Annotated in this window: 24 protein-coding genes and 3 pseudogenes; 14 read left to right on the top strand and 13 right to left on the bottom strand. The window is 68.4% G+C overall.

What is annotated here, in order from left to right:
- Nucleotides 1-743 precede the first annotated feature (743 nt).
- The 3 genes from ACQR3U_RS20910 to ACQR3U_RS20900 all read left to right on the top strand — a co-directional run bounded on the left by ACQR3U_RS20910 (nucleotide 744) and on the right by ACQR3U_RS20900 (nucleotide 4525).
- On the top strand, nucleotides 744-1922 hold the full coding sequence (locus ACQR3U_RS20910) for a site-specific integrase (RefSeq protein ID WP_230811263.1): 1179 nt from the start codon (nucleotides 744-746) through the stop codon (nucleotides 1920-1922).
- Nucleotides 1923-1925: 3 nt separating this feature from the next.
- On the top strand, nucleotides 1926-2939 hold the full coding sequence (locus tag ACQR3U_RS20905) for a hypothetical protein (RefSeq protein ID WP_230811264.1): 1014 nt from the start codon (nucleotides 1926-1928) through the stop codon (nucleotides 2937-2939).
- Between the two features lie 131 nt (nucleotides 2940-3070).
- Nucleotides 3071-4525 carry a plasmid pRiA4b ORF-3 family protein gene (locus ACQR3U_RS20900; RefSeq protein ID WP_064066381.1) on the top strand — a complete coding sequence of 485 codons (1455 nt, stop codon included), beginning with the start codon at nucleotides 3071-3073 and terminating at the stop codon, nucleotides 4523-4525.
- A 415-nt stretch (nucleotides 4526-4940) separates the two neighbouring features.
- On the opposite strand, the gene ACQR3U_RS20895 is transcribed toward ACQR3U_RS20900, so the two are convergent.
- From ACQR3U_RS20895 to ACQR3U_RS20865, 7 genes and pseudogenes are all read right to left on the bottom strand, one after another.
- Nucleotides 4941-5669 carry a hypothetical protein gene (locus ACQR3U_RS20895; RefSeq protein ID WP_064066380.1) on the bottom strand — a complete coding sequence of 243 codons (729 nt, stop codon included), beginning with the start codon at nucleotides 5667-5669 and terminating at the stop codon, nucleotides 4941-4943.
- Nucleotides 5669-5875 carry a hypothetical protein gene (locus tag ACQR3U_RS20890; RefSeq protein ID WP_230811265.1) on the bottom strand — a complete coding sequence of 69 codons (207 nt, stop codon included), beginning with the start codon at nucleotides 5873-5875 and terminating at the stop codon, nucleotides 5669-5671. The genes ACQR3U_RS20895 and ACQR3U_RS20890 overlap by 1 nt, the downstream gene beginning before the upstream one ends.
- Before the next feature lie 319 nt (nucleotides 5876-6194).
- Nucleotides 6195-6821, bottom strand: a complete 627-nt coding sequence (locus ACQR3U_RS20885) for a PIN domain-containing protein (protein WP_230811266.1) — start codon at nucleotides 6819-6821, stop codon at nucleotides 6195-6197.
- Between the two features lie 57 nt (nucleotides 6822-6878).
- Nucleotides 6879-7289, bottom strand: coding sequence for a helix-turn-helix domain-containing protein (locus ACQR3U_RS20880; RefSeq protein ID WP_064066409.1), 411 nt, complete (start codon nucleotides 7287-7289; stop codon nucleotides 6879-6881).
- Between the two features lie 453 nt (nucleotides 7290-7742).
- Nucleotides 7743-8156, bottom strand: coding sequence for a helix-turn-helix domain-containing protein (locus ACQR3U_RS20875; RefSeq protein WP_269065980.1), 414 nt, complete (start codon nucleotides 8154-8156; stop codon nucleotides 7743-7745).
- Nucleotides 8151-8447 (bottom strand): annotated as a pseudogene (locus ACQR3U_RS20870) (recombinase family protein); the annotation flags it as partial. The gene ACQR3U_RS20875 and the pseudogene ACQR3U_RS20870, both read right to left, overlap by 6 nt.
- 51 nt (nucleotides 8448-8498) lie before the next feature.
- A pseudogene (locus ACQR3U_RS20865) lies at nucleotides 8499-9272 on the bottom strand (MBL fold metallo-hydrolase); the annotation flags it as partial.
- Nucleotides 9273-9349: 77 nt separating this feature from the next.
- Between ACQR3U_RS20865 and ACQR3U_RS20860 the strand changes: the two are divergent.
- Together ACQR3U_RS20860 and ACQR3U_RS20855 are read left to right on the top strand one after the other, a co-directional pair.
- The gene (locus ACQR3U_RS20860) at nucleotides 9350-9829 is read left to right on the top strand and encodes a TspO/MBR family protein (protein ID WP_033097491.1); all 480 of its coding nucleotides are present in this window, start codon (nucleotides 9350-9352) and stop codon (nucleotides 9827-9829) included.
- A gap of 512 nt (nucleotides 9830-10341) precedes the next feature.
- Nucleotides 10342-10857 (top strand): annotated as a pseudogene (locus tag ACQR3U_RS20855) (carotenoid oxygenase family protein).
- A 192-nt stretch (nucleotides 10858-11049) separates the two neighbouring features.
- On the opposite strand, the gene ACQR3U_RS20850 reads toward ACQR3U_RS20855, so the two are convergent.
- A complete protein-coding gene (locus ACQR3U_RS20850; protein WP_230811268.1) occupies nucleotides 11050-12333 on the bottom strand; it encodes an APC family permease in 1284 nt (427 codons plus the stop codon).
- A 68-nt stretch (nucleotides 12334-12401) separates the two neighbouring features.
- Here ACQR3U_RS20850 and ACQR3U_RS20845 point away from each other — a divergent pair, with 68 nt between their 5' ends.
- The 4 genes from ACQR3U_RS20845 (at nucleotide 12402) to ACQR3U_RS20830 (ending at nucleotide 15212) form a co-directional block, all read left to right on the top strand.
- Complete coding sequence (locus tag ACQR3U_RS20845) at nucleotides 12402-13160, top strand: ArsR family transcriptional regulator (protein WP_230811269.1); 759 nt, start codon at nucleotides 12402-12404, stop codon at nucleotides 13158-13160.
- Nucleotides 13161-13173: 13 nt separating this feature from the next.
- Nucleotides 13174-13560, top strand: a complete 387-nt coding sequence (locus ACQR3U_RS20840) for a VOC family protein (RefSeq protein WP_230811270.1) — start codon at nucleotides 13174-13176, stop codon at nucleotides 13558-13560.
- 42 nt (nucleotides 13561-13602) lie between these two features.
- Entirely contained in the window at nucleotides 13603-13785 is a 183-nt protein-coding gene (locus ACQR3U_RS20835) for a hypothetical protein (RefSeq protein ID WP_006553115.1), read from the top strand.
- A gap of 80 nt (nucleotides 13786-13865) precedes the next feature.
- Nucleotides 13866-15212, top strand: a complete 1347-nt coding sequence (locus ACQR3U_RS20830; protein ID WP_230811271.1) for a phosphotransferase family protein — start codon at nucleotides 13866-13868, stop codon at nucleotides 15210-15212.
- A gap of 4 nt (nucleotides 15213-15216) precedes the next feature.
- Here ACQR3U_RS20830 and ACQR3U_RS20825 read toward each other — a convergent pair whose 3' ends face one another.
- The 3 genes from ACQR3U_RS20825 to ACQR3U_RS20815 are packed head-to-tail and all read right to left on the bottom strand — an operon-like array spanning nucleotide 15217 to nucleotide 17698.
- Nucleotides 15217-16833 (bottom strand): solute symporter family protein, encoded by a 1617-nt coding sequence (locus ACQR3U_RS20825; protein WP_016692584.1) that lies wholly within the window; start codon nucleotides 16831-16833, stop codon nucleotides 15217-15219.
- Nucleotides 16830-17204 (bottom strand): DUF485 domain-containing protein, encoded by a 375-nt coding sequence (locus ACQR3U_RS20820; RefSeq protein ID WP_006553118.1) that lies wholly within the window; start codon nucleotides 17202-17204, stop codon nucleotides 16830-16832. The genes ACQR3U_RS20825 and ACQR3U_RS20820 overlap by 4 nt, the downstream gene beginning before the upstream one ends.
- Complete coding sequence (locus ACQR3U_RS20815; RefSeq protein WP_006553119.1) at nucleotides 17201-17698, bottom strand: nuclear transport factor 2 family protein; 498 nt, start codon at nucleotides 17696-17698, stop codon at nucleotides 17201-17203. Before ACQR3U_RS20815 ends, ACQR3U_RS20820 begins: the two co-directional genes overlap by 4 nt.
- A 125-nt stretch (nucleotides 17699-17823) precedes the next feature.
- Here ACQR3U_RS20815 and ACQR3U_RS20810 point away from each other — a divergent pair, with 125 nt between their 5' ends.
- From ACQR3U_RS20810 to ACQR3U_RS20790, 5 genes are all read left to right on the top strand, one after another.
- Nucleotides 17824-18423 (top strand): TetR family transcriptional regulator, encoded by a 600-nt coding sequence (locus ACQR3U_RS20810; protein WP_033097487.1) that lies wholly within the window; start codon nucleotides 17824-17826, stop codon nucleotides 18421-18423.
- An 86-nt stretch (nucleotides 18424-18509) separates the two neighbouring features.
- Nucleotides 18510-19706 (top strand): acyl-CoA dehydrogenase family protein, encoded by a 1197-nt coding sequence (locus ACQR3U_RS20805; protein WP_006553121.1) that lies wholly within the window; start codon nucleotides 18510-18512, stop codon nucleotides 19704-19706.
- Nucleotides 19703-20443 (top strand): hypothetical protein, encoded by a 741-nt coding sequence (locus tag ACQR3U_RS20800; RefSeq protein ID WP_230811272.1) that lies wholly within the window; start codon nucleotides 19703-19705, stop codon nucleotides 20441-20443. The genes ACQR3U_RS20805 and ACQR3U_RS20800 overlap by 4 nt, the downstream gene beginning before the upstream one ends.
- Nucleotides 20440-21315, top strand: a complete 876-nt coding sequence (locus tag ACQR3U_RS20795; RefSeq protein ID WP_024102387.1) for an alpha/beta fold hydrolase — start codon at nucleotides 20440-20442, stop codon at nucleotides 21313-21315. Before ACQR3U_RS20800 ends, ACQR3U_RS20795 begins: the two co-directional genes overlap by 4 nt.
- Complete coding sequence (locus tag ACQR3U_RS20790; RefSeq protein ID WP_230811273.1) at nucleotides 21312-23009, top strand: AMP-binding protein; 1698 nt, start codon at nucleotides 21312-21314, stop codon at nucleotides 23007-23009. Before ACQR3U_RS20795 ends, ACQR3U_RS20790 begins: the two co-directional genes overlap by 4 nt.
- A 38-nt stretch (nucleotides 23010-23047) precedes the next feature.
- Here the strand turns inward: ACQR3U_RS20790 and ACQR3U_RS20785 are convergent, their stop codons facing one another.
- Together ACQR3U_RS20785 and ACQR3U_RS20780 are read right to left on the bottom strand one after the other, a co-directional pair.
- Nucleotides 23048-24346 (bottom strand): MFS transporter, encoded by a 1299-nt coding sequence (locus tag ACQR3U_RS20785; RefSeq protein ID WP_019288841.1) that lies wholly within the window; start codon nucleotides 24344-24346, stop codon nucleotides 23048-23050.
- A 75-nt stretch (nucleotides 24347-24421) separates the two neighbouring features.
- Complete coding sequence (locus ACQR3U_RS20780; RefSeq protein ID WP_006553126.1) at nucleotides 24422-24751, bottom strand: GYD domain-containing protein; 330 nt, start codon at nucleotides 24749-24751, stop codon at nucleotides 24422-24424.
- Nucleotides 24752-24860: the final 109 nt, after the last annotated feature.

Here is a 24860-nt window from a genome sequence, read left to right as displayed (position 1 = left end):
GCTCGGCAGATTGACGCCTGTCGAGTTCGAGACCATCATGACCACACCAGCCACACAGGCTGCGTGACCGAATCTGTCACCGGATCGTGCAGCAGTCCCAAGAGTTGAGACGCTCTACTTCCGGAGGGAAGGACTGGGTCGGGGATGAGCGCTGGAGTTTGGCTGCTTATGTCAAACACGTGTGGTGGTGCGCTAATTGTCATTTACGCAGCTATCGCCGAGAACCCCGAGGTGAGCGTGCTTTCCCGCGCAGAGACTCTGTCGGAGCCGTCCGGTACTGTTCCCACCCGTGGAGCACCAGCCGAAACCCGCCGACGGAGGCCAGCTCGCGGTACCCGGGACCCCGGCGGGGCCCGCTGTCGGGTCCCGATCGAAGTGGCGGATTCCCATGAGAAGTGGCGGGTCGGTGGCGGGTTCCCACCTGAAGTGGCGAAGATGTTCGGTGCCGACTGCTGCTTCTGAGCTCCGAGACGATGCGAGTGCCTGGGGTAATTCCTGTTTCAAGGTGGAGTTCGTGATGTTGTCCGGTGACCGGCGGAGGCTGCCGTGGCAGTCGCTTCCGCAGGTCGTCATGGGGATCGGCTGGTCGACACCCGCTACTACGCCGCAGGGGCGACCAGCACCAAGCCCAGCACCGAGACACCTACAGATTCACCTACCGAAGCCACAGCCAGGACCGCCACGCGCACGAACCCACCCCCCCCGACCAGAAATCCGCCACTTCAGACGGGAATCAATTACAGATGGCAGCACGGACCCCGAATGGCGAGCCGCAGTTCAACGAGGATCAGCCTCGCCACACCAGACGGGACCTGACACCCGCGCTGCCGGACATCACGGCGACGACTGCCTCCCGGATCGCGGAGTCGGTGGCGTCGGCGCGGGCCGCCGGGACCCGCCGCACCTACGCCTCCGCGTGGCGGGCCTTCACCACCTGGTGCGCGCGCGAGGGCCACACCGCGGTGCCGGCGCACCCGGTCACCGTCGCTGCCTACCTCGTCGCCTGCGCCGACACCGTCACCGAGGCGGGGGAGCGGGCCTACGCCCCGGCGACCCTGGCGCATCGCCTCGCCGCGATCGCCCACCACCACCGCCAGAGCGGGCACCCGACTCCCACCGGCGACGACCTGGTAAAAGCGACCATGTCCGGCATCCGCCGCGGTTACGCCACCACGGGGGAGCGGCCGCGCAGCCCGCGGGCGCCGCTGCTCACCGCCGACATCGTGGCGATCGTCGACAAGGCCCGCGCCGACTGCCAGGGCTGGGCGGACGAGGTGGTCGAACGCCGCGACACCGCCCTCCTGCTGCTCGGCTTCGCCGGGGCGTTCCGCCGCAGCGAACTCGTCGCCCTGAACTGCAGCGACGTGTCCCTGCACCGGCTCGACGGCCTGCACATCAAACTCCGCAAGTCGAAGACCGACCAGGAGGGCCGCGGCACCGTCCGGGCCCTGACCTTCACCCACAGCCACACCAGCTGCCCGCCGTGCGCGTGGCTGCGGTGGGCCCAGGTGATCGCCGCCCACGATGCGGGTGGCCGGCCCGCGGTGATCCGGCTGCTGCGGGGTGCGGAGCCGTTCGACGCGCACGTGTGCCGCGGCACCCGCCCCCGCACCACCTCGGGGGCGCCGCTGCTGCGGGCGATCCGTAAGAACGGCAACCTCTCCGACACCGCCTTGTCGGGGGCGGCGGTGCACCACGCGATCCGCCGCCGCGCCGAGTCGGCCGGCTACGACCCCGAGATCGTGAAGCAGCTCGGGGGGCATTCGCTGCGGGCCGGGTTCGTCACCCAGGCCTTCCGCAACGGCGCCTCCGCGCACGCGATCATGCGCCAGACCGGGCACACCACCCCCGCCATGCTCGAGGTCTACGCCCGCGAACACGCACCCCTCTTGGGCAACGCTGTCACCAATCTGGGGCTGTGAGCGATGACCAGCACCGACACCTCCCCGCGGCGACCCGACGACATCCACGACACGGAGCGTGGGCTGCGGGTCCCGGCGCGGTACCGCCACGACTGGGCCCTGTTTACGGACTGGTGCGCTGCCGCCGATCGGTCGCCGATTCCGGCCAGTCCTGACACGCTCGCGCTGTTCCTGCACGAACACCCCGCCGTGGCGGCGACCCAGCGACGCCGACTCTCGGCGATCAATGCCGTCCATACCCGGCACGGCTACCCGGCCCCGGGGCGGACCGAGACGGTGCGCCGGCACCTCGACGCCGCTCGTGCTCAACGCCTCGATCGGCTCGGATGCCTTCTGATACAGCGAGCGCATGAGCTACCCACCGAGGGCTGGCCGAGCGGACTGTTCGGCCGTCGCGACGCCCTCCTGCTGGTTCTTGCCGCGACCGGGATGACCTTCACCGACATCACCCGCCTGCGCCGCCGCGACCTCCGCCTCGACGGGAACACCCTGGTGGTCACGACCCGCGCTGGTGAACGCTTCCCGATCGCACCGGATCCCGAGGCCGGGGACAATCCCGCGGTTGGGATCTACCGGCGGTGGGCAGAGATTCAGGCGTTTCTCGACCAGTACCCGGGCACGCACCTGCTGCGCCATCACCTCACCAACCCGACCGCGATCGTCACCGATCCGTTCGATGCGGAGCAGGCCCGCCAGCCGCTGCTGTGTCCGATCGACCGCTGGGGACACCTCCCGCACGCGCAGTCGATGACTCCGCAGGCGGTGTCGATGCTGGTGCGGGCGCACCTGTCCGGCCGCGCCCCGGTGCGCAGGGCGCTGCCCGTCTCGCCACAGGGTGCCATCGACGCCTGCGTCGAGCCGGAGATCAACCTCGATCCCGGCTACTACGACCGTGGTGTCGCCGCCCGGCGCCGTGACCATGAGAGCCTCGACGATCTGTCCGATCTGTTCGACGACATCGAGGCACGGGCCGAGGCGCTGCTCGACGATCCCATCGGCGTGCTGGAAACCGGGTGAAAGCCCCGGCCCGGCCCGGTCGGGCCCCGCCGCCGTGGCGGGGCCGGCACCGGGATGGGGCGGTGCCTGTCGGCACGGCGTCGTCGGGCCTATGCGTGGAGAGGTGCCCGGCCGGTGGTTCACTGGGGATCGTGACGGCTTCGGATGATGCACGCCGGCGCGCCGACGAGCTGATCGCCGCGCTGAGCCCGCAGGAACAACAGGCGATGGTGGAGGCGTTGCGCGCCGGCAGCGCCCGGGACTGGCTCGACGAGTTGCTGCGCACACCGGAACCGGTGGTCGGTCAGGTACCGGATCGGGTCCGGGGTGTGCGGGTGCGGGTGGATTTGCTCGGCGCCAAGCCGCCGGTGTGGCGGCGGCTCGAGCTGCCCGGGGATCTGACCCTCGACCGGCTGCACACGGTGCTCCAGGCCGCGATGGGCTGGCTCGACTGCCATCTGCATCGCTTCCGCACCGGCAACGACTCCCGCGCCCCCTATTTCGTGACCGCCTTCGACGTCGAGGACGGCGAGGACGGGATCCTTGAGGACACCGTGCGGCTCGATCAGCTGCTCACCGAATCCGGTGATCGCCTCTGGTACGACTACGACTTCGGTGACGGATGGGCTCACGTGGTGCAGGTCGAAGCGGTCCTCGACGAACCCCCCACCACGGTGCGTTGCACCACCGGCCGCAATGCCTGCCCACCGGAGGACTGCGGCGGCATCTGGGGCTATGCGGACCTGGCGGCCTGGGTGCGCGGAGGCTGCGATCCGGTGGCGGTCCCGGCGCCGTTCGACACCGCCGACGATGCCCGCGACTGGCTGCCGCTCGACTGGCATCCGGACCGGTTCGATCCCGCCGAGGCCACCGCCGCGATCGCCGCGGCGATCACCCCACCGGTTGCGGTGCCCGCCGAGCTCGCCGCCCTGCGCACCCGACTCGAACTCCACGGCGATCCGGCGTTGACCCTCCTGCTGGAACACGCCACCACCGGGGCGGTGATCGAGGTCGGCGAGGCGGAGGCCGCGCAGCTGCTCGAGCCGTATCTGCTGTTGCTCGAGGCGATCGGTGACGGGGTGCAGCTGACCGCTGCCGGCTACCTGCCCCCGGCGCTGGTCGGGCACCTCGCCGAACGGACCGGCGTGACCGGATGGTGGATCGGCGCCGCCAATCGTGAAGACCTGACCGTCCCGGTGGCCCGGTTGCGGGCCAGCGCGCGCACCCTCGGCCTGATCGGGGTGCGCACAGGGCGCCTGGCCCCGACGGCCGTGGCCCGCCGATACCGCCACCGGCCCCTGGCGTTGTGGCAGCACCTGATCTCCCGGCTACCGGTGGGCAGGACCGACTTCGACCGGCAGGCCGGCTGGATCACCGCCGCGGTGATCGCCGGCGGGGCGCCTGCCGAGCACTGGCACACCGAGATCGCCGCCCTGCTGCAGGCACTGGGCTGGCGCAGCCAGGGCAGGAGCTCTCTTACTCCTGCCGCGGTCGTCAATCCCACCCTCGAGGTGTTCGACATCCTCGCCGGCACCACCCGTGGCGGTCGGCCCACCGGCCGCCACCCCGCCGTGGCCGCTACCGCCCGCGCCGTCATCACCCCCTGACCCCTCGACGACGCCACGCGGCCCGGTAGGGAATAGCCACACCGGACCGGCATGCAGCACGGGTAACCAGGACCGAAAACCAAGCATCACCGCAGGTGACTGTCCTCTCCGGCGTGCTCTTGAGTGTCCTGCTCAAGGATCGTCAACAGCACACACTCGGTTGGGGTCTCATCTCCAGGCAGAAGCCAACTCTCATCGAGATGATCGGCCGGTGCGCCCCCGCACACGAGTGCAGCCACTGAACGCCGCACCCAGGTCGCGCCGGCGGGCGGCGGTGGCCGGCCGGGTGTCCCGGAACCGCTCGGGGCCCCTACGGAGTTAATCCGGAGAAGACCCCCATGAGAAGTAGATCCGGCCCTGCGAGAACCAATCGCAGGGCCGGATCTACACCTACAGGGGGCAATGCGACCTGGTGTCAGGCAACCTCGTCGCGCCAGAGAGCGACGATGTCGGGGCGCAGGGCGCCAGCGCCGGTGAACCGAGGTCGGCTTCCGCGGTTGATCTGGGCGCAGTAGTCGGCCAGGTGGTTGGCGTTCTGTGCGCGCCAACCGTGGCCCAGCGCCCAGGACTGAATCGCTTCCGCAGGAAGCTCGTATCCCGCATCGTGCAGCGCGAGCAGCGCGCTGACGACATCGCGCTTCTCGTAGCCGGCCTTGATCGTGTTGCTGTGGTTGATGAGCAGTGTGATGCTCTCCATCCCTCGAACAACGACCGGGTCGAGACCCTGACCCGCAGAAGTGGTCAACTGCCAGTCGCGGCCGTCGCCGAGGATCTCCGCGTCAACGGCCCGCACCCACCCGGCAAGGCGCTCGGGCACCCACGGCACGATGCACATGGCTGTCGGCCTACCGATCGGCATTTTGGCCAGGTCCTCGGTGTCCTGCCACATTCCGAGTACCGGGCCCTCGTACCAGCCCGAGGAGAACCGACCCCGGGACGTCCCGACGAGGACGTCTGGATGGCGTGAGATGGCCTCCACCTGGCGATCGTTGCGGATGTTGCTCTTCTGCGGAGTCCACAACAGGATCTTCTGCCCCGGCTGCTTGCGCTGGCGCACCCAACGGAAGGCGCGCTCGATGGCAGTCGGGTCTGCCGAACTGCTGTTGGTGACCGCGCAAGGGTAGTCGGGTTGCTTCTCGAACATCACTTGCTCCGCCTGTTGTACGGCGACTGGTTGGTCGGCTTCAGGCTGACGCCGAGATCGGATGCATGCGTACGGACGGCATCCTCGGTGCGTCCGAGCTTGAGTCCCATCACGCGGGTCGGGGTGTTCTGATCGGCGAGCCGACGCAACTGCTGATCGTGTTTGCTGGTCCATGCCTTGCCGTGGTTGCTGGGGTTCTTGCTCATGGCGTTGCTCCCTCCTCAAGAGAGCGTGCGACTGACAGCCAAAACGAGCCGACGCACCGTTCCCACCGGAGTTCACCCCATCTGGGGTAGTGCCTGGTGCAGTGCGTTACCGTGACCTAACAAGGCTCCAATCTTGTGCAGGCCCTGGCCTGTCGGCTCACCCCGACGGTCGGGGCTTTGCTGTCGACGCGTATCCCGCGGAACCTTGACCCGACCGCCACAACATGTAGGCGAATCACATCGATGTCACCACTAGATGTTCTTACGCTATCGGGGCACACCGACATCTCTTCCACACAGCAACGGGATGTCGTCCCCCTCAATCGTCCTCGGGTGTTTGGGTGAGGGCCCGAGCAACGGCAGGTGCCTGCATCATCTCGCGGATCGCGGCAGCGAATTTCGGGGCCTGAGCGGCCTCGAGACGGGCGGCGAGGTTGAACGGCCTGCCGAGCCGGCGGTAGTACCCGATCTGGTCGAGCAACGCTTCGCGGACCGTGGCGATCGCGTCCCGGTGGACGAGCATCAGGAAGTCGTCCGGGGTGTACACCTCGTAGTCGAGGCGCTCGTCGTTGGCCGCGGCGAAGTCGTGGAATCCGCGATCATTGGTCAGGACGTACTGGACACCACCATGCTCTGCGGCGGCATGCAGATGCGCGTCGTACTCGTCGGTGTACGCGAGGTCCGGGTCGATCTCGTATCCGGCGATCCGGCCGTGTTCGGCGACGATGTCGACGATCTTGTCCCGCACTCCCCCGATCTGACGATCGGAGAAGTGCGGGTGGTTCTTCCGCAGGTGGTAGACCAACTCCGCCAAGATGTCCTCGGTCCAGCGCAGGTGGAACAGCGGCGGACCGGACCTGGTGGCCAACAGGCAGATCCAGTCCCGCAGCGTCCGCGAATACAGCACGTTCGCGTCCGGCAGCACGTTCGGAACTCGTGAACTCACCCGAGTGACAATAGGCGCCGGCACCGACCACCCTGTCACACCACCGGTCTCGGACCGTCAGTAGTCCAGGCCCTCCGCCTCTTCGAAGTCACGCAACTGCTGCAGCGCCGCCCGTTGCCGCTCACGCAGCCGATCCCGGTAGGCGAGAACATCGGAGGTGTTCAGTCGGGTGTGGGTGCCGACCTTGTGCGCAACGATCTGACCATCCCGGACCAGTTTCATCAACGTCGGCCGCGAGATGCCGAGCAGATCCGCCGCCGACGTAGTGGTCAGCTCCTGCGGCATCGACCCAATCGTCACCGTGCCACCGGCGGCGACGATCCTCACCACCTCAGCGAGAACCCCTGCCAGCTCAGCCGGTACCACCGACCGCAGAGCTGTGGGGTCGAACGCCCCGGCCTGCGCCACCTGATCGGATGTCACCGTCAGGGTCGTCTTCCCGACGCCACTGTCGATCACCGCGTTCATCGTCTCGGACCTCCCTGCTGTCTGCACCGACCGTAACCCGATTTCACTTACAAGTGCAACATCGTTTTCTGGTGGACAGTCCACCCCGAAGTGCGCGACCACAAACCAGCTCTTCCCGGATCGGGAACACTGACGGCGGTTTCCACAGGCCGATCGGACCGTTGCCGAACACGCAATCCAGCACCGGCAGCACATGCCCACCGGGGTGGAGTAGCCACGCTCCGGCTCGCTCGCCTACCGGCCGAACTCACCGACGACACGACCGGTCAGGAGTGGAGACTGCACACCGGATTCGTGCCGGTGGCCCAGCCTCGCTTTTCGAGCCACCGCAGAACCGCAGCAGGCAGCTCCCCTCCGACGTCGATGCCGCTGATCAGCGGCCCCACCCCGCAGCGCGTGCAACTGACCGCCACGACCTGCTCGTGGGGCTGACAGTGCGCACAATGCCGACACTCACGCACCTGCCCGCCGGGGTCGAGATGCAGCCAGACGGTGTCGAGATCGTCGAGATGCGGAATCATCTCGCGGCGCGTTTCCGGCCGGTACCCGCAGGTCGGGCACTCGAGCCGGTCCCCGGATCCGGCTGCCGTATCGGGCTCGGCCGAAACCGTCGGGGTGTGGGCGGGCGGAATCGGGAGCGGCGGTGACCGGATCGGCCGGTCGCGCAGGCAGGTGCCGGTAGAGGGTCGAACGGGTCAACCCGGTCTTCGCGACGATCTCTGCGACCGTGGCGCCGCCGTCCCGAAGCTGGATGGCGTAGGCCAGTTGCGCTTCGGACACCACCGAGGGCCGGCCGATCCGGCGTCCTTGCGCCGTGGCCACCGCCCGAGCGTGCGCGGCCCGCTCGAGACTGTAGGTGCGTTCCATCTGCCCGAACAGCGCCAGCAGCACCACCGCCAACTGCGCCATCGGATCGTCCGTATCCGACGAGTCGATCCGGATCGGATCGGCGAGGTTACGTACCCCGACCCCGCGCTCGCGCAGGTCGTGGATCAGGTTCAGCGTGTCCCGCACGGTGCGGCCCAATCGGTCGAGGGTGTGCACCACGATGATGTCCCCGTCGCGGGCGTACTCAAGCAGCGCCACCAGGCCCGGTCTGTCGGTGGTGGCCCCGGATTTCTTGTCGACGTAGATGCGCTGCGGGTCCACCCCCGCTGTGGTGAGTGCGTCGATCTGTCGGTCGAGGTCCTGTCTGGTCGTCGACACCCGCGCATAGCCACAGCCAGTAGTCGCGCAGTGCTCGGATCTCCGCCGCACCACAGGTCGGCCCGTGCCCGGGTACGTACACGTCGGCGTCCCAGCCGAGCAGCCGATCGAGCGCCGACAACCAGTTGTCGAGCGGGCCGTGCCACAGGATCGGCGTCGACCCGATGAACAGCAGGTCGCCGGTGAAGACGACCCCGGCATCGGCCACGCGGACGACGAGGTCGCCGGCCGTGTGGCACGGTCCGAGTTGCTCGAGTTCGATCGTGCGACCACCGATGTCCAGTGAGGTGGCGGTCGCGAAGGTCGTGTCGGGCATCCGCGGGGTGCGGCGCGGGAATCGGGCACGCCGCGGACCCGCGCCATGTAGGCACCGGCCGCACCGATGGGGCCGGGGACGCGCCGGATCAGGGAGCCCGTGCCGGCCAGCACGGTGAGGGCGCGCGGTGGAAGATCCTCGCGCATCCCGTCCAGTGCGGCGGCGCTGGTGGTGATCCGCGCGTCGGGCGGCAGCGTGTCGTTGCCCCACCAGTGGTCACCGTCGCTGTGGGTGTTCACCGCGTCGGTGATCGGAGCATCGGCGACCAGCGGTGCCTGCGCCTCGGCGATGCGCTGCGCCCATGCGACGTCCCATGCGGTGTCGACGACCAGCGACGCCGTTCCCGGTGCGACGACCAACCCGGTGTTGGCCTCACCCCAACCGCCGGGGGTGCGCACGAACGCCCAGACCCCGTCACCGACCTGCTGCAATCCACTCATGTCGACCTCCCGGCCCGCCACCCTACCGAGGTGTCCGTTTCGTGCGCCTTCGGCTCGGGTAGCCGACGATCAACCGTCATCCACAGGAGCCGACAGACATGAGACTCAGTACCGTTCTCGCGACCGCCGCTGCCACCACGACCACCGCGATCGTCGGATCGATCGCCTCCCAGGACACGAACTCCCGGTGGTACCGCAAGTTGCGTAAGCCCGGTTTCCAGCCTCCGGTCGCGGCGTTCCCGATCGTCTGGACGGCGCTGTATGCCGATATCGCTGTCACCTCGGCCGTCGCGATCGACGAGTACACCGACGCCGACGACTATGCGGGTCGTCGCAACTACATCGCGGCTCTGGCTACGAATCTCGTTCTCAACGCGTCGTGGTCGTGGGTGTTCTTCAAGTGGCATCGGTTGATGCCTGCCACTGTGGTCGCCGCCCTACTCGCCGCCAGTACCGCGGATCTGACGCGCCGGACGGCCGAGGCGAATCCGGCTGCGGGTGCCGCGCTGGCTCCGTACTCGGCGTGGACGGCGTTCGCCACGCTGCTGACCGGACGGATCACGCAGCTCAACCGCTGATCCGCGTGAGTCAGGACGGTAGATCGCGTTCGTGACATACGCGGCGACGTCGGCGTGGGTCATGTGCCGGGCGGGGGAGAGCAACTGGCTGAAGACCACGCCCACCATGAATTCCACTGCTGTCTCCGGGGTCGGCCCGAGGTGCGCAGCCAGGGGTGGGCCGGTGATGTGCTTCAGTGCCCGCTCGGTGACGATGTCGACCAGTGTGCTGCACTTTCGGAGCGGATGAGCCACGGTTCGTCGGCGAATCGCAGGCGACCGAGGACAAGTTGTTCGAGAGTGTCGAGCTCGTGATTCACGATGACGCCCAGCAGATGGCCCTTCGATGCGTACCGGCGATAGATGGTTGGACCGTGGTGGTCGGCTGCACGGGCCCGCGACGATCCCGATTCCCGAGCTCGGATTCGTCCACGACTTCGCGCTGACCGATCGGCACATGGTGTTCGTGCTGGGACCCTGCTGGTTCGGAATCCCGTCCCGGTTGCACTGGGGTTGCGCCCTTCGACGATGCGTTGTCGTACCGACCGGAACTCGGCACCACCATCGTCCTGGTGTCGCGGGACGGTGGTGAACCGGCGACCTTCGAACACGACGCGCTGTTCCACTTTCACGTCACCAACGCCCACGAGGCCGGCGATCGCACCGTCGTCGAACTCGTCGCGCACGATCCGGCCGGCGGCTGGGAAGGGTAGAACGGTCACCTGCGCAACTATCGGGGCGATGCCGGACCGGCCTTCGGCGGCACGCTCACTCGGCTGACCGTCGACCGCAGGGCCCGCCGCATCACCGCCACCGCGCTCGACGATCACGGATGCGAATTCCCTCGACTCGACCCGCGGTTCGCCACCACCGAGCATCGCTACAGCTACACCGCGTCGGCATCGGTCCCGGGAGGGGATCCCGACTCGGTCACCATGATCGATCACCGTACGGGCACGACGAACCGGTACACGGCCGAGGCCGGCACCACCGTCTGTGAACCTCTGTTCGCACCGGCAGCGACGCCGACGGCGGCGGCTGATCGCTGACGCTCGAACACCAGCCTGCGCGCAGGGGCAGCAGGCTTCTCGTCCTGCGCGCCGACCGACCGGGCGACGGACCGGCCGCGGCGGTGATCCTGCAGCACTACGTGCCGATGACCTCCCACGGCGCGTTTCGGCCCGACAGTGGCGCTACCTCCGACCGGCGGTAGGCCGATGGGCATCTCATTTCTGACGGATCTACCGTTGCGGTTCAACCGGTTCCGGCTGGGACCTGAAGCGCCGACGTGTGGCGTAGATCAGCGCGCCCACTGCGATCACGGCCGTACCGGTGAGCACCGATGAGCCGGGCAGCGTGAACGCCAGGGTCAGGCATCCGGCCAGCCCGAGTGAAGCGATGATGCGCCCGCGTCGCCCGCCCGGAAGCGTCCAGGCGGAGGCGTTGGCGACGGCGTAGTAGACCAGCACCCCGAACGACGAGAATCCGATCGCGGCACGGACATCTGCGGTTGCGGCGACGACCGCGACGATCACTCCGACAGCGAGTTCGGCTCGATGTGGCACCGCGAACCGGGGGTGCACCGCGGTCAGCGCGTGCGGCAGATGCCGGTCCCGTGCCATCGCGAAGGTGGTGCGCGACACTCCCAGCACCAGGGCGAGCAGTGAACCCAGAGCGGCAACGACGGCCCCGGCGCGCACCACCGGCTCCAACCACTCGACCCCGGCCGCGGTCACCACACTCGACAACGGTGCAGTCGCTTCGGCCAGCGTGCGAGGGCCCAGTACCAGCAGCGCGACCGAAGCGACCGCCAGATAGACGAGCAGGGTGACGCCCAGTGCCATCGAGATCGCGCGCGGTATCGTGCGCGCCGGTTCGCGTACCTCCTCGCCGAGGGTGGCGATCCGCGCGTACCCGGCGAAGGCGAAGAACAACAACCCGCCCGCCTGCAGCACCCCGCCCACGGTGATGTCGGTGCCGAACCCGAGTCGGGCCACCTCGGTGGAGCCGGAGGTAGACCCTGCGACAACCACCGCGGCGAGTACAGCCAGCACGATCGCCACGATGATCCGGGTCGCCAGTGCCGACTTCTGGACACCGCGATAGTTCACCGCCGTGAGCAACACGACGGCGGCGACCGCAACCGCGTGCGCCTGCTCGGGCCAAATGTAGAGGCCGACGGTCAACGCCATGGCCGCGCACGAGGCGGTCTTGCCGACCACGAAACACCAGCCTGCCAGATATCCCCAGAACTCGCCGAGCCGTTCGCGTCCGTACACATATGTGCCACCGGAGACCGGGTACCGTGCCGCCAGCCGTCCCGACGAGGACGCATTGCAGTACGCCACGATTGCCGCCACCGCGAGCCCGATCAGCAGGCCCGACCCCGCAGCTCCGGCTGCGGGCGCCAGTGCCACGAAGATCCCCGCCCCGAGCATCGATCCGAGGCCGATCACGACTGCGTCGGCCGCCCCGAGGCGCCGTTGTAACCCCTCGGGCGTGCCCGTCCCTGTCGTCTCCGACATCACGGCTCCTTCGCGCGCATCCAAATTGAATCAAAATGATTTGATGTATCTGATGCTATCATCGGGTGATGAAGTCGGTGCGTCAACCTGTCCCGGCCTTCGTGCAGTTGGCCGCCCACCCGGTGCGGTGGCAGCTGCTCGCGGCGCTGTCCGGCGGCGACTATCGGGTCCGGGAGATGGTGTCACTGGTCGGGGAGCCGCAGAACCTCGTCTCCTATCACCTCCGCCTGCTCCGCGACGGCGGGCTGGTGCGGGTTTCCCGCAGCAGCTTCGACGGCCGCGACAGCTACTACCACCTCGACCTCGACCGGTGCACCGAGATGCTGGCCGGCGTAGGTGCCGCACTGCATCTGGGGTTGGGGTGCAACCGCCCGCCTGTGACGTTCACATCCGAGACGCCCTCACCGGTGCTGTTCGTGTGCACAGGCAACAGTGCGCGCTCCGCAATCGCGGAAGCTCTGCTCCGGCAGCGCACCGGCGGGACCGTCGACACGACCAGCGCAGGCACCTGCCCGAAACGGAACATGCACCCGAACACGGTGCGGGTGCTGCGAGAAGAATTCGGGATCGACATCGCCGACCGACATCCCCGCCACCTCGACAGCCTCGCCGGCCGCCGGTTCGGCACGGTGATCACCTTGTGCGACAAGGCCCGCGAGGTATGCCCCGAATTCGACGGCGAGACTCGCCGGATCCACTGGAGTATCCCCGACCCGGCGGCGGCCGGCGGTGCCGACGAAGAGACCTATCCGGCCTTCCGTGTCATCGCGGCCGAGATCGACACCCGCATCCGATATCTGTGCGAGACCCATGCCGTCACAACATGACCAGGAGCAACCGATGACCACTACCGACGGATACGTCAGCGTCCGATACCTCGTCGACGACGTGCCCGCGGCCGTCGCCTTCTACACCCGTTATCTCGACTTCACCGTGCTCACCCACCCCGCGCCCGCTTTCGCCGATGTGATCAGGGGTTCGCTGCGGCTGCTGCTGTCCGGGCCGGCGAGTTCCGGGGCCCGCGCCACCCCCGAGGAGTTCGTCGGTCCGGGCCGTAACCGGATCCACCTCGTCGTCGACGACCTCGACGCCGAGATCGCTCGCCTGCGTGGTGCCGGCATAGAACTCCGAAGCGATGTGGTGACCGGTCCGGGCGGTCGTCAGATCCTGCTCGCCGACCCCGCCGGCAATCCGATCGAACTGTTCCAGCCGGCGGCCGACAGATGACCGACCCCGAAGCGCCGACCCGCGATGGGTGATGATGGAGGCATGCTGGAAACACCCGTCGTCATCGGTATCGGATCCATCTGCGTGGGGTTCGTCTTCTTCATGCTCGCCGCGACGGGGACGCGATCACGCTGGGACAAGAAGATCACGATCACGCTGTTCGCGCTCGCCATCGTCTTCATGACGATCATCCCGGTGATCGGCGCGGTGGGGTTCGCGGCCTGACCCTCCACGGCCGAAGTACTCGCACACCGCGGATCACCGTGGGAGTATCCACCGCAGGAAACCGAACAGGGGAGGTCGCGGTGGGTGGCGTCAGCGGTGAATTGAAAGACGAACTGACGAAGCGTCTTTCGTCGGTACTCGACGGCAGTTGGACGCTGCGGCGCATCGAACGGCTCACCGGTGGTGCGAGCCGCGAGACCTGGGCGATCACCGCGGTGTCGGCCACCGGCGACACCCGGGAGTTGATCCTGCGCCGCGACCCGCCAGGACGCGAGGACGCACGCAGGATCGCAATGGAAGCGGCGTCCTTCGACGAGGCCGCCCGCATCGGCGTGCCCGTGCCCGACGTGATCGACCGCAGCGGCGACGAACCGCACCCCGGGATCGGCGCCTACCTCGTGATGTCGAAGGTGCCCGGCGAGGCACTGCCGCAGAAGTTGTTGCGCGACGAGAATCTGGCCGAGGTCCGCGCCGCACTGCCCTACGAACTCGGACGCATCCTCGCCCGGATCCACCGCATGGACATCGAGGCCGTACCGAACCTGCCCGAACACGACCCGCTGACCTCCCTGTTCGACGAGTACCTCACCAACGGCAACCCCGTGCCGACGCTCGAGGCCGCGTTCGCGTGGCTCCTCCGCAACCGTCCACCGGCGACCGGGAAAGCGTTCGTGCACGGCGACTTCCGCAACGGGAACCTCCTCGTCGACGCGGAGGGCGTGCGCGGGGTGCTCGATTGGGAACTGGCGCACGTCGGTGACCCGATGGAGGACCTCGGGTGGCTGTGCACCCGGACCTGGCGTTTCGGTTCGCCGCATCCGGTGGGCGGATTCGGTTCCCGCGACGACCTGTTCCGCGGGTACGCCGACGAATCGGGCGAGAGTCCCGACCCCGAGGTCCTCCACTGGTGGGAGGTCTACGGCTCGCTGCGGTGGGCGGTGATCTGCCGGATGCAGGCCGCCGCAGCGGCGACGGGAGGCGACAACACCCTCGAACTGCTCGCCATCGGCCGGCGCGTCGCCGAGTGCGAACACGACCTGCTGGACCTGCTCGACGTCCCTCCCCACGACGAGACGGAGACTCCGCCCGCCACCCCACAGTTCCTGGGAGCACCGCCCGTCGAGGAGCTGCTCGGGGCAGTGCGCGAGTTCGTCCTGGAGGTCGGGGCGGGCGCCGATGCGAAGACCCGCTACCGCAGCCGGGTGGCGGCGCACGTTCTCGGCATCGCCGTACGGGAGGCCCTCTTCGCCCCGGCGGTGCGGGAGACCTATCGGGTGCGGCTCGCCGGGCTCGGCTACCGCTCCGAAGCCGAACTCGCCCTCGGTGTGCGTGCAGGACGAGATCACCTCGACGACCCGCAGGTCGCCGAGGTGGTCAGGGGGTTGGCCGCGAACCGGCTGAAGGTCGCGAACCCGAAATATCGCTGACGGATCAGTGCGTGGCGGCGACCTCCGCGCCGATGCCGGTCTCCGCGCGCACCAGCATCTCCGCGAACTTTTCGTCCTCGAGGCGGCCTCGTCCCCGACGCTTCTCGCCGACGATCGATCCGATCACGCACGCGGCAATGCCGAGCGGCATGGTGACGATCACCGGGAGCTGGATGGTCAGGGGAGCGGGGCCGCTGCCCATCCACAGGGCCTCGGTGAACATCAGGCTCACGACCGTCGAGACGAGACCGGTGAGCACACCCCAGACCGCGCCGGTGGCGTTGAAGCGCCGCCAGTTCAGGCTCAGCACGAGAGCGGGCAGATGCGCACTGCCGGCCACCATGAACGCCATGCCCATGAAGAAGGTGATGTTGGTGTCGTCGCCGATGAGCATGGCCAGGCCGATGGCGAGGACGCTGAAGGACACGGCCCCGTACCGGGCGATGCGGGCCTGGGCCTGGTCCTCCCGGGCCTGCTCGTCCGCGTCGAGATTCTCGATCGGTTCCTTCCGCGTGACCGCCGGCCACACGTCGCGGGCGAAGGTGCCGGCCGCGGAGATCACGACACCGGCGACCACTGCGACGATGGACGCGAAGGCGACCGCGGCGACGAGTGCGAGCGCGATGGACCCACCGACCGTGCCGGCTCCGCCACCGAGTTCGGTGACGAGGACGGGTGCCGCAAGGTTGCCACCGGGCCCGACGAGATCGGTGCCGTTCGGTCCGAGCACGGCCGCGGCGCCGAAGCCCATCACGATGACGATCAGATAGAACAGGCTGCACAGCGCGACGGTCCAGCCGAGCGAGCGACGTGCCGTCGTGGCCTCGGGGACGGTGAAGAACCGGATGAGGATGTGCGCCATTCCGGCGGTGCCCAGGGCGAACGCGAGCGCGTAGGAGACGAGGTTGATCGCGCTGGTCTGGCCGAAGATCAGGCCGGGGGACAGGATCGCGTCGCCCGCGACGGCGTTGTCGGTTGCCGCGTCGAGGACCTTCGGGAATGCGAACCCGAACTGCGCCAGGATGCCGAAGCACACGATGATCGCGAGCACCGACAGGATCGTCGACTTGATGACCTGCACCCAGGTGGTGGCGAGCATGCCCCCCACGAAGACGTAGATGCCCATGAGCGATCCGGCGACCACCACCGACAGCCAGAACGGGATGCCCGAGACGGATTCGAGGAGCACACCCGCGGCGACGAGCTGGGCGAGCAGCACGAAGGTGCCGGTGGCGATCGTGCTCAGCGCGACCGCGACCCGCACGTTCCGCGAGTCGGTGCGGAAGACGAGGACGTCGGCGAGGGTGTACTTGCCGAGATTGCGCATCTTCTCCGCGAGGAGGAACAGCACCGGCAGGAACGAGATGACGGACGTGAACAGGATGACGGTGCCGTCGACGCCCTTGGAGAAGATCAGACCGGTGGTGCCGAGGAAGCTGCCGGCGGAGATGAATTCGCCCGCGATGGCGAATCCGTTCTGCCAACTCGAGATCGAGCGACCTGCGGCGAAGAATCCGTCGGCGCTCTTCGCGCGCCGGGATGCAGCGAAGGTCACCCATAGGGTCAGGGAGATGACGGCGCTGCAGATCGCGATGGCGAGATAATCGGCGTCACCGGTCATGATGCGACCTCCTCGGATGCGGGACGGTTCCGTTCGACGGCCACCACGGCGTCGTCGACGGCGGGGCCGATGTAGGTGCGGGAGAGACGGAAGTACGCCCAGACCAGCACCCAGGTTCCGGCGAACTGGGAGAACACCACCCACAGCGACAGCGGGATGCCGAGGACGACGGTGGCGCCGAGTTGGTCGGGGAACCCGATGAAGGCGACGAGGAAGGACGTGAACAGCACGACGGTAATGCCACCGAGCGTGTTGGTCACGCGGGCGCGTCGGCGACGCAACTCGGCGATCTCGGGAAGACGGAGCATCCGCGTCCAGACGAGCTCGTCCTCCGGGGACGAGGTGGGGACGCCGTTCACGGTGTCGGTCATGCCCGCACCGCCGCGCCGCGGGCGCTGTCGAGCGCGAAGAGGTTCTCGTCCCACCCGGCCTCGAGCGGTCCGAAGAAGTGGAAACGCACCTGCTTGACCTTGTAGAGCCAGCGGCCGTCGACCTTGACGACCTCGTCGTTGTAGCGACCGGCCGCGATCGCGGGGGTGCCGTCGGTGACGCACGGCTGCCACAGGAACGAGCGCACGGTGGCGCGGTCACCGTCGAGGTCGATCTCGAGGTTCGTGATGAAGTGCCAGAAGGAGGTCAGGCCGCCGTCGGCGAGTCCCGCGAAGAAGGTGCGCATCTCCTCCTTTCCTTGCGGGTGGGACAGGCCGTCGAACTCGCCGTCATCGGTGAACAGCTCCATGAGCGCGTCCCAGTTGCCGTCGTCGAGGTGGCGGCAGTACTGCGCATCGAGCTTCCGGATCGCCTCGAGGTCTTCGAGGTGGGTGATGCGGTCGAGCAGGGACGGTCCGGGATGGGGACTGGACACAGCAGATCCTCCGTTGTGCGTTTTATTAACGTCCGTTCATGTGAGCTGGACCATAACAAGCGTGCGCATGCCCGTCAACGGGAAGGTTCTTGCTGGTCGGCGCGATGTGTGCCTACTGTGCAGGGATGAACAGCCGGTCGAACGGAGCGTCCTCGTCCATTCGGGAACGGATTCTCGAGACCGCGCTCGACGAGTTCTACGAGTGCGGATTCCACGGGGCGACGATGCGCAATATCGCCAACGCCGCAGGTTGCAGCGCTGCCAACGTCTACAACCACTTCGAGAACAAGTCGGAACTGCTCGTGGAAATTCTCCGCCGCGCGAGTGACGAGCAGTTCACGGCGACCCGCAACGCGCTGCGCAAGGTCGGTGACGATCCGGCCGAGCGGTGGCGCGCGGCGGTCGCGGCCCACGCGCTGTACACCGCGCGGAATCCGCGGGCCTGCCTGGTGGCGAATTCGGAACTGCGGTATCTCGGCCCGCTCGACCGCAAGCGCGTGGTGGGCTCACGCGACGCGCAGGAACAACTCTTCGTCGATATCGCGGAAGACGGTGTGGAGCAGGGACTTTTCACGATCGAACGAGTGCATCAAGGGGTCACCGCGGTGCTGACGATGTGCGCCGGCATCCCCCTCTGGTTCCGGGAGAGCGGACCCCTCTCGGCACAGGAGGTCGCCGACGATTTCGCCGGATACGCGCTCAATCTGGTCGGATATTCGCGCTGAACCGTTGACGGGTCATGGGTGCCGTGCTGTACTGGGTGAACAAGCGTTAATGACCTACTCCGGTCCATCGAAGGAGTGCACCTCCCATGACCCACCGCCCCTCGCAGCCGCGCACCGATTCCCCGCGCTATCTCACCGAGGAACGCCTCGCGATCCGCGACCTCGCCCGTGACTTCGCGATGACGAAGGTGCTGCCCGTCGCCAACGAACTCGACCCGGTCCAGGGCGCCATCCCCGACTCCCTCAAGAAGGAGATGGCCGAGATCGGCTTCTTCGGGATCATGATCCCCGAGGAACATGGCGGTCTCGGGCTCGGCGTCTTCGAGTACTGCCTCGTGGCCGAGGAACTGTCGCGGGCATGGATGAGCGTGTCGGGTCTGCTCGCCCGCGGCAACGGCATGGGCGGTGGATTCACCCCCGAGCAGGAGGCGGCACTGCTGCCCAAGGTCGCGCGCGGTGAGTACCTCGGCGCGTACGCCCTGTCGGAGGCCGAGGCCGGCTCCGACGTCGCGAACATCTCGTGCCGCGCCGTGCGCGACGGCGACGACTGGGTCGTCAACGGCACCAAGATGTGGTGCACCTACGCCGACGAGGCCGACTACCTCGTGCTCTTCGCCCGCACCGACCCGAACAAGGACCCGGCCAAGCCGCATCGCGGCATCAGCGCCTTCCTCGTCGAGAAGGAACGCGGCGTGTTTCCCGAGGGCATCTCGGGTACCAAGGTCCGCAAGATCGGCTACTTCGGGTGGAGCACCTGGGAACTGTCGTTCGACAACTTCCGCATCCCGGCCGACAAGATGCTCGGCGAGGAGGGCAAGGGCTTCTACCTCGCCGTCTCCGGCCTCGAGGTGGGCCGTGCCCACACCGCCGCCCGCGCCATCGGCCTCGCCCGCGCCGCGCTCGAGGACTCGATCGAGTACGTGCACACCCGCCGCCAGTTCGGCCGCCCCATCGGCGATTTCCAGCATCTGAGGTTCAAGATCGCGAAGATGGCCGCCGACATCGAGGCCGCACGCCAGCTGATGTACTCGGTCGCCACCGACATCGACACCGGCCGGCGGTGCTCGCTCGAGGCGTCGATGTGCAAGCTCGTCGCCACCGAGATGGCCGAGCAGGTCACCAGCGAGGCCGTGCAGATCCACGGCGGCGCCGGATACACCACCGACTTCCAGGTCGAACGCCATTGGCGCGACGCACGTCTGACGAAGATCTTCGAGGGCACCAGCGAGATCCAGATGCGCATCATATCCGACGAACTCCTGGGAAGGCCCGAGCAGGCATGAGCGCACACACCGTCACCCGCCCGCTCACCGTCGGGGACCGCACCGCCTCGGAACCCTGCACCGTGGCCGATGTCCTGACCGCCTCCGGTACGGTGGCACCGGCGAACTCACCCGTCCTCGGTGCCCTGGCCGTCGCCTCGCTCGTCCCGTCCGTTCCCGGTGGCGTACCGTCCGGATTCGACTGGAACGCAAACGATCCGGTCTCCGCATCGGACGTCGTATCGGCGGACACCGTGATCACCCGCGTGTCCGGACGGACCGCGCGCCGCTACGTCCGGCTCGTGGACCAGGCCGGCACGGTACGCGAATCCGGCACCGAGACATGGACCTTCGACGACGAACAGCCGACGGTTCCCGAACTGGACTTCTGCACACCCGCCTGGGGCGCACTGCTCGCCGAGAGCCTCTCGGAAGACCGGGACTTTGCTTCCTCGCTGTCCACCTGGGACGGCACCATCGGACTGCGCAGCGGCGAGATCGAACTGCACCTGCGCATCTACAAGGGGCGGATCGTCGACGTCACCCGGCGCACCCCGCACGGCGCGACGTTCACCTTCGTCGCGTCCGACCACGCCTGGACCGATCTCGTCCTGTCCGAGGAGAACGACTTCATGCGCCGCGCCATCCGCGGCGAATTCTCCTCCACCGGAGACGGATACGAATACCTACGCCTGACCAAGCCGCTCAACACGATCATCGGGCACGTCCGTGCCCTCGCCCGAAAGGCCCGCTCATGATCGAGGCCCGCTACCTGGAGATCGGCGGAGCGCTCGGCTTCGTCGAGATCGTCACTCCCGACGCACGATCCGGCAACGCGCTCGACGCGACCGATCTGCCCACCGTCCTGTGTATCCACACTGCGGGCCAGAGCGGCGTGCAGTGGCGCCACGCGGCCCGGGATCTCGCCGACCGCGGCTACCGGGTGGTCGTCCCCGACCTGCCCGGCCACGGACGTTCCGAACCGGCACCCGGCGGCCCCGTCACGAGCCTGATCACCTACGGCGACTGGTTGTGCGAGGTGCTCGACGCGCTCGGGATCGACCGGCCGTTCGTCATGGGCTGCTCGATCGGGGGCAAGCTCACACTCGAACTCGCGACCCGCCCGGACCGTCCGCTGTCCGGGGCCGTGGCGATGGAAGCCGAGCCCGGCCCGGGCCGCGTCAACGTCACCGGTCTGCGCCGCGAACTCGAGGACGTCGCCGGACCGTCGCGCTCCGAGCGCACCTATCTGGGAACTCTTGCATCCGTGGGACGTTCGGTTCCGGAGGTGAAGGCGCACACGATCGCGCTCATGCACAAGCGGGAGGACCCGGAGATCTCGTCGTCCGACCTCATCGGCTGGGGAACCCACGACGTGCGCGACCGCCTCGACCGGGTGACCGCACCGATCCACCTCGTCGCCGGCGTCGACGACCCGTGGATCGACCCCGACGCCGTGGCCCGGGCAGCGGACACCATCAACGACGCACTTCCCGGACGCGCCCGCTTCACGGCACTGGCCGGTATCGGGCACTATCCGATGGAGGAGATCGACGACTTCGCCGCGCTCGCCGACACCTGGATCGGTGAACTGCGCCGGGTCGCTGTTCCCGAGGAGGCAGCGCTGTGACCACCACCCGCACCGACACCCTGCCCGCACTGCTCGACGGGCTCGTCGCCGCGAATCCGGATGCCCCGATCGCCTACGACATCGTCGACGACGTGGCGGTGGCCCGCAGCCGCGGAGAGTTCCGCGACCGGGTCGAGGCCGTGCGCAGCGAACTCGACGGCATCGGCCTGCGCGCCGGCCAGTGCATCGCGGTGATGTTGCCGAACTGGTCCGACGCACTCGTGTGGCAGTTCGCGGCCTCCGCGCTCGGTGCCCACGTCATCGGTGTCAACACCCGCTACAACACCCGTGAGGTCGCGCACATACTCACCGCAGCACGACCTGCCGTCGTGGCCGTGCCGGCCGCCTTCCACGGACTCGACCTGTTCGGTCGGCTCACCGAGGCCGCGGCGTCCGTGCCCGATGTGTCCACCCCGGTGGTTGCGGTGGTGCCCGGACCGGCGAACCCCTCGGCGTCCCCGGCCGACTTCGATCTCGGCGGAGGCGCGTGGACGGCCGGCAGCGGCGACACGCGTGGCGCAAGCGCTCCCGAGACCCCCGACACCGCGACACTCACCCCGGCCGGGATCGACGACGATCCCGAGGATCGGATCGCGGTGGCGTTCACGACATCCGGTTCCACGGGCGTGCCCAAGCTGGCCGCACATCGCGGCAACGCGGTCGTCCGTCACGGACGCGCCGACGCCGCGATCATGAAGGTCGCCGAGGGCGACGTGGCGCTGTGCGTGCTCCCGGTCTCGGGTGTCTTCGGTTTCAGTACCGCGATGGCGGCGCTCGCCGGTGGGGGAGCGCTGCTCATGGAGACGGTCTTCGATCCGGATGCGGTCCTGCGCCGGATGCGGGAGGTCGGGGTCACACACGCGGTGGGCGCCGACGACCTGTTCGGCCGTCTCTACGACGCCTGGCACGACGGCGAACGCGTCGATCTGTCGTCATTGCGCTGGGTCGGCATCGCCGACTTCCTCGGCCGCTCCCACGAGATCGCCCGATGGCTGCGCGACGAATTCGGCACCCACACCTCCGGTGTGTTCGGTTCGTCCGAGGTCTTCGCCCTCGCGATGCTGTGGAACGCCGACGATCCGGAATCGGTGCGTTGGAACGGTGGCGGACGCGCGGTCGACACGGCGATCGAACTGCGGGTCGCCGATCCCTACGACGATCGGGTCCTCCCGGCCGGCGAACAGGGCGAACTGCAGTTCCGCGGCCCGAACGTCGTCGACGCCTATCTCGGCAACCCCGACGCCGCCGCGTGCGCGTTCACGGCCGACGGTTGGTTCCGCAGCGGCGACCTCGCCGTCGACCTCGGCGACGGGGGTTTCCGTTACGTCTGCCGGATGGGCGACGTCCTGCGCCTGCGCGGCTTCCTCGTCGACCCCGCCGAGATCGAGACGCGTCTGGCGGAGCATCCCGGCGTGGCCACGGCCAAGGTCGTCGGCATCACCGGCGACGGCGGCTACACGGAGGCGATCGGTTTCGTCGTCCCCACCGACGACGCACCCGCGGACACGACGTCGGTGACCCTTCGGGCCTGGTGCCGCGAGACCCTCGCCGCCTTCAAGGTGCCCACGGCGATCCATGTCATCGAACGGATGCCCACCACGGTCGGGGGCAACGGCTCGAAGATCCGCGCCGTGGAACTGCGCGAGTGGGCCCGCGAGTGGGCCGGTAGCGAACGCGACTTCCGAGCCGGATAGCGTCCTGCGTCGTCACGATCCGCACGCGGTCGCGTCGCTCAGTTGCGGCCCATCGGTGCGGTCGTGGCGACGCGGCCCCTGGTGAGAATCGACAGCGACGCGGCGACCGCGCACAGGGACGCTCCGGCCCACCACGCGTAGGTGTAGGTGCCGAGGTTGTCGCGGATGACCCCGGCTCCGAAAGCGGCCGCCGCGGCACCGATCTGGTGGGAGGCGAACACCCAGCCGAACACGATGGTTCCGCGGTCGCCGAAGATCCGGCGGCACAGCATCGCAGTCGGCGGCACGGTGGCGACCCAGTCCAGGCCGTAGACCACGACGAACAGGATCATGCTGGGGTGCACGGACTCCTGCAGCAACCAGGGCAGCAGGAGCAGACCCACGCCGCGGAAGGTGTAGTAGAAGGCCAGCAGCTTGCGGGGGTCGAACTTGTCGGTCAGCCATCCGGAGGCGATGGTGCCGACGATGTCGAAGATCCCCACGGCGGCCATGAGGCTCGCCGCGGTGGTCGTGGGCATGCCGTGGTCGTGGGCCGACGGGATGAAGTGGATGCCGACGAGTCCGTTGGTGGTGGCTCCGCAGATGGCGAAGGCGATCGCGAGGGCCCAGAACGCCCGGTGACGCACCGCGAAGACCAGCCCTTCGAGAGCGCGGCCGACGGCACCACCGGTCGCCCGTGCCGGCGCGATGTAGGTCTCGGGGTCGGCCCCGTAGGGCAGGACGCCGCGCTCGTCGGGATGATCGCGGATCACCGCCCACACCAGCGGGACGACGACGAGCGCCGCCGCGGCGATCACGAGGGAGGCCTGCCGCCAACCGACGTTCTCCGCGAGCGCGGCCACGGGAGGGAGGATCACCAGCTGGCCGGTCGCGGAACCGGCCGTGAGGATGCCCATCACCAGGCCGCGCCGCTCGACGAACCACCGGTCGGCGATGGTCGCCGCCAGGACCAGGGCCATCGACCCCGTGCCGGTACCGATGAGCAGTCCCCAGAACACGAGCAACTGCCACGAGGCGGTCATGGCGACGCTGCCACCGGCGCCGAGGGCCACCAGGAACAGCGCCGACGAGATCACCCGGCGCATGCCGAACCGGTCCATCAGGGCGGCGGCGAACGGTGCGACGAGTCCGAACAGGACGAGGTTGATGCTGACCGCGAGCGACATGACGCTCGTCGACCAGCCGAACTCGTCGTGCAGCGGCACCATGAGCGCGCCGGGTGCCGCCCGGAAGCCGGCGGCGCCGAACAACGCGAGGAAGGCCACCGCGGCGACCCACCATGCCGGGTGGATGCGGGCCGGTCGGTGGTCACTGCGCTGGGCCGGGCGCACACTCATCACGAATTCACTTTCTTCGAGAAAGCAACAGGATGAGCAGACGATACCCAGCAGTGCGTCGCGGGAGGCGAGCGGTCAGCCGTCCTGGCTCCCCGGCGTCCGGTAACTCGCGTCGCGGCGCGCGGCCTCGTCGACCTGTTCGGGGGTGAGCAGGGCGATCGGCGTGGAGCGCGCGGCGCCGGAGGCGATGGTGCGGAGTTCGAGTGTCGCGGCCGCGATCTCGTCGGGCACCTCGCCGAGCACGTACAGATCGTGACCACCGAGCGCGAAGTGCACCGAATCGACCGTCCCGCCCACACTTTCGACCATCCGGACGATGGCGTCGCGCCGGGACGTACCGCCGTCCGTGAGCAACCCGCGTGCGCCGTCCGCGGTGTAGTTCACCTGCCAGAGATATCGCGGCATGATCGTCTCCTTTCGAGGATCCCGACCTCCATGGTCGGTCCTCCCCTCGTCACCCGGGACGGTTTCGCCGGGAATCGCGGCCTAGTCTCGATATCGAGATCCATCCACC

The organism is Rhodococcus sp. IEGM1339 (assembly GCF_050321925.1).
Lineage (GTDB): Bacteria > Actinomycetota > Actinomycetes > Mycobacteriales > Mycobacteriaceae > Rhodococcus > Rhodococcus pyridinivorans.
The sequence above is the reverse complement of the archived record's forward strand: the minus strand, read 5'-3'. Positions and strand labels throughout refer to the sequence as shown.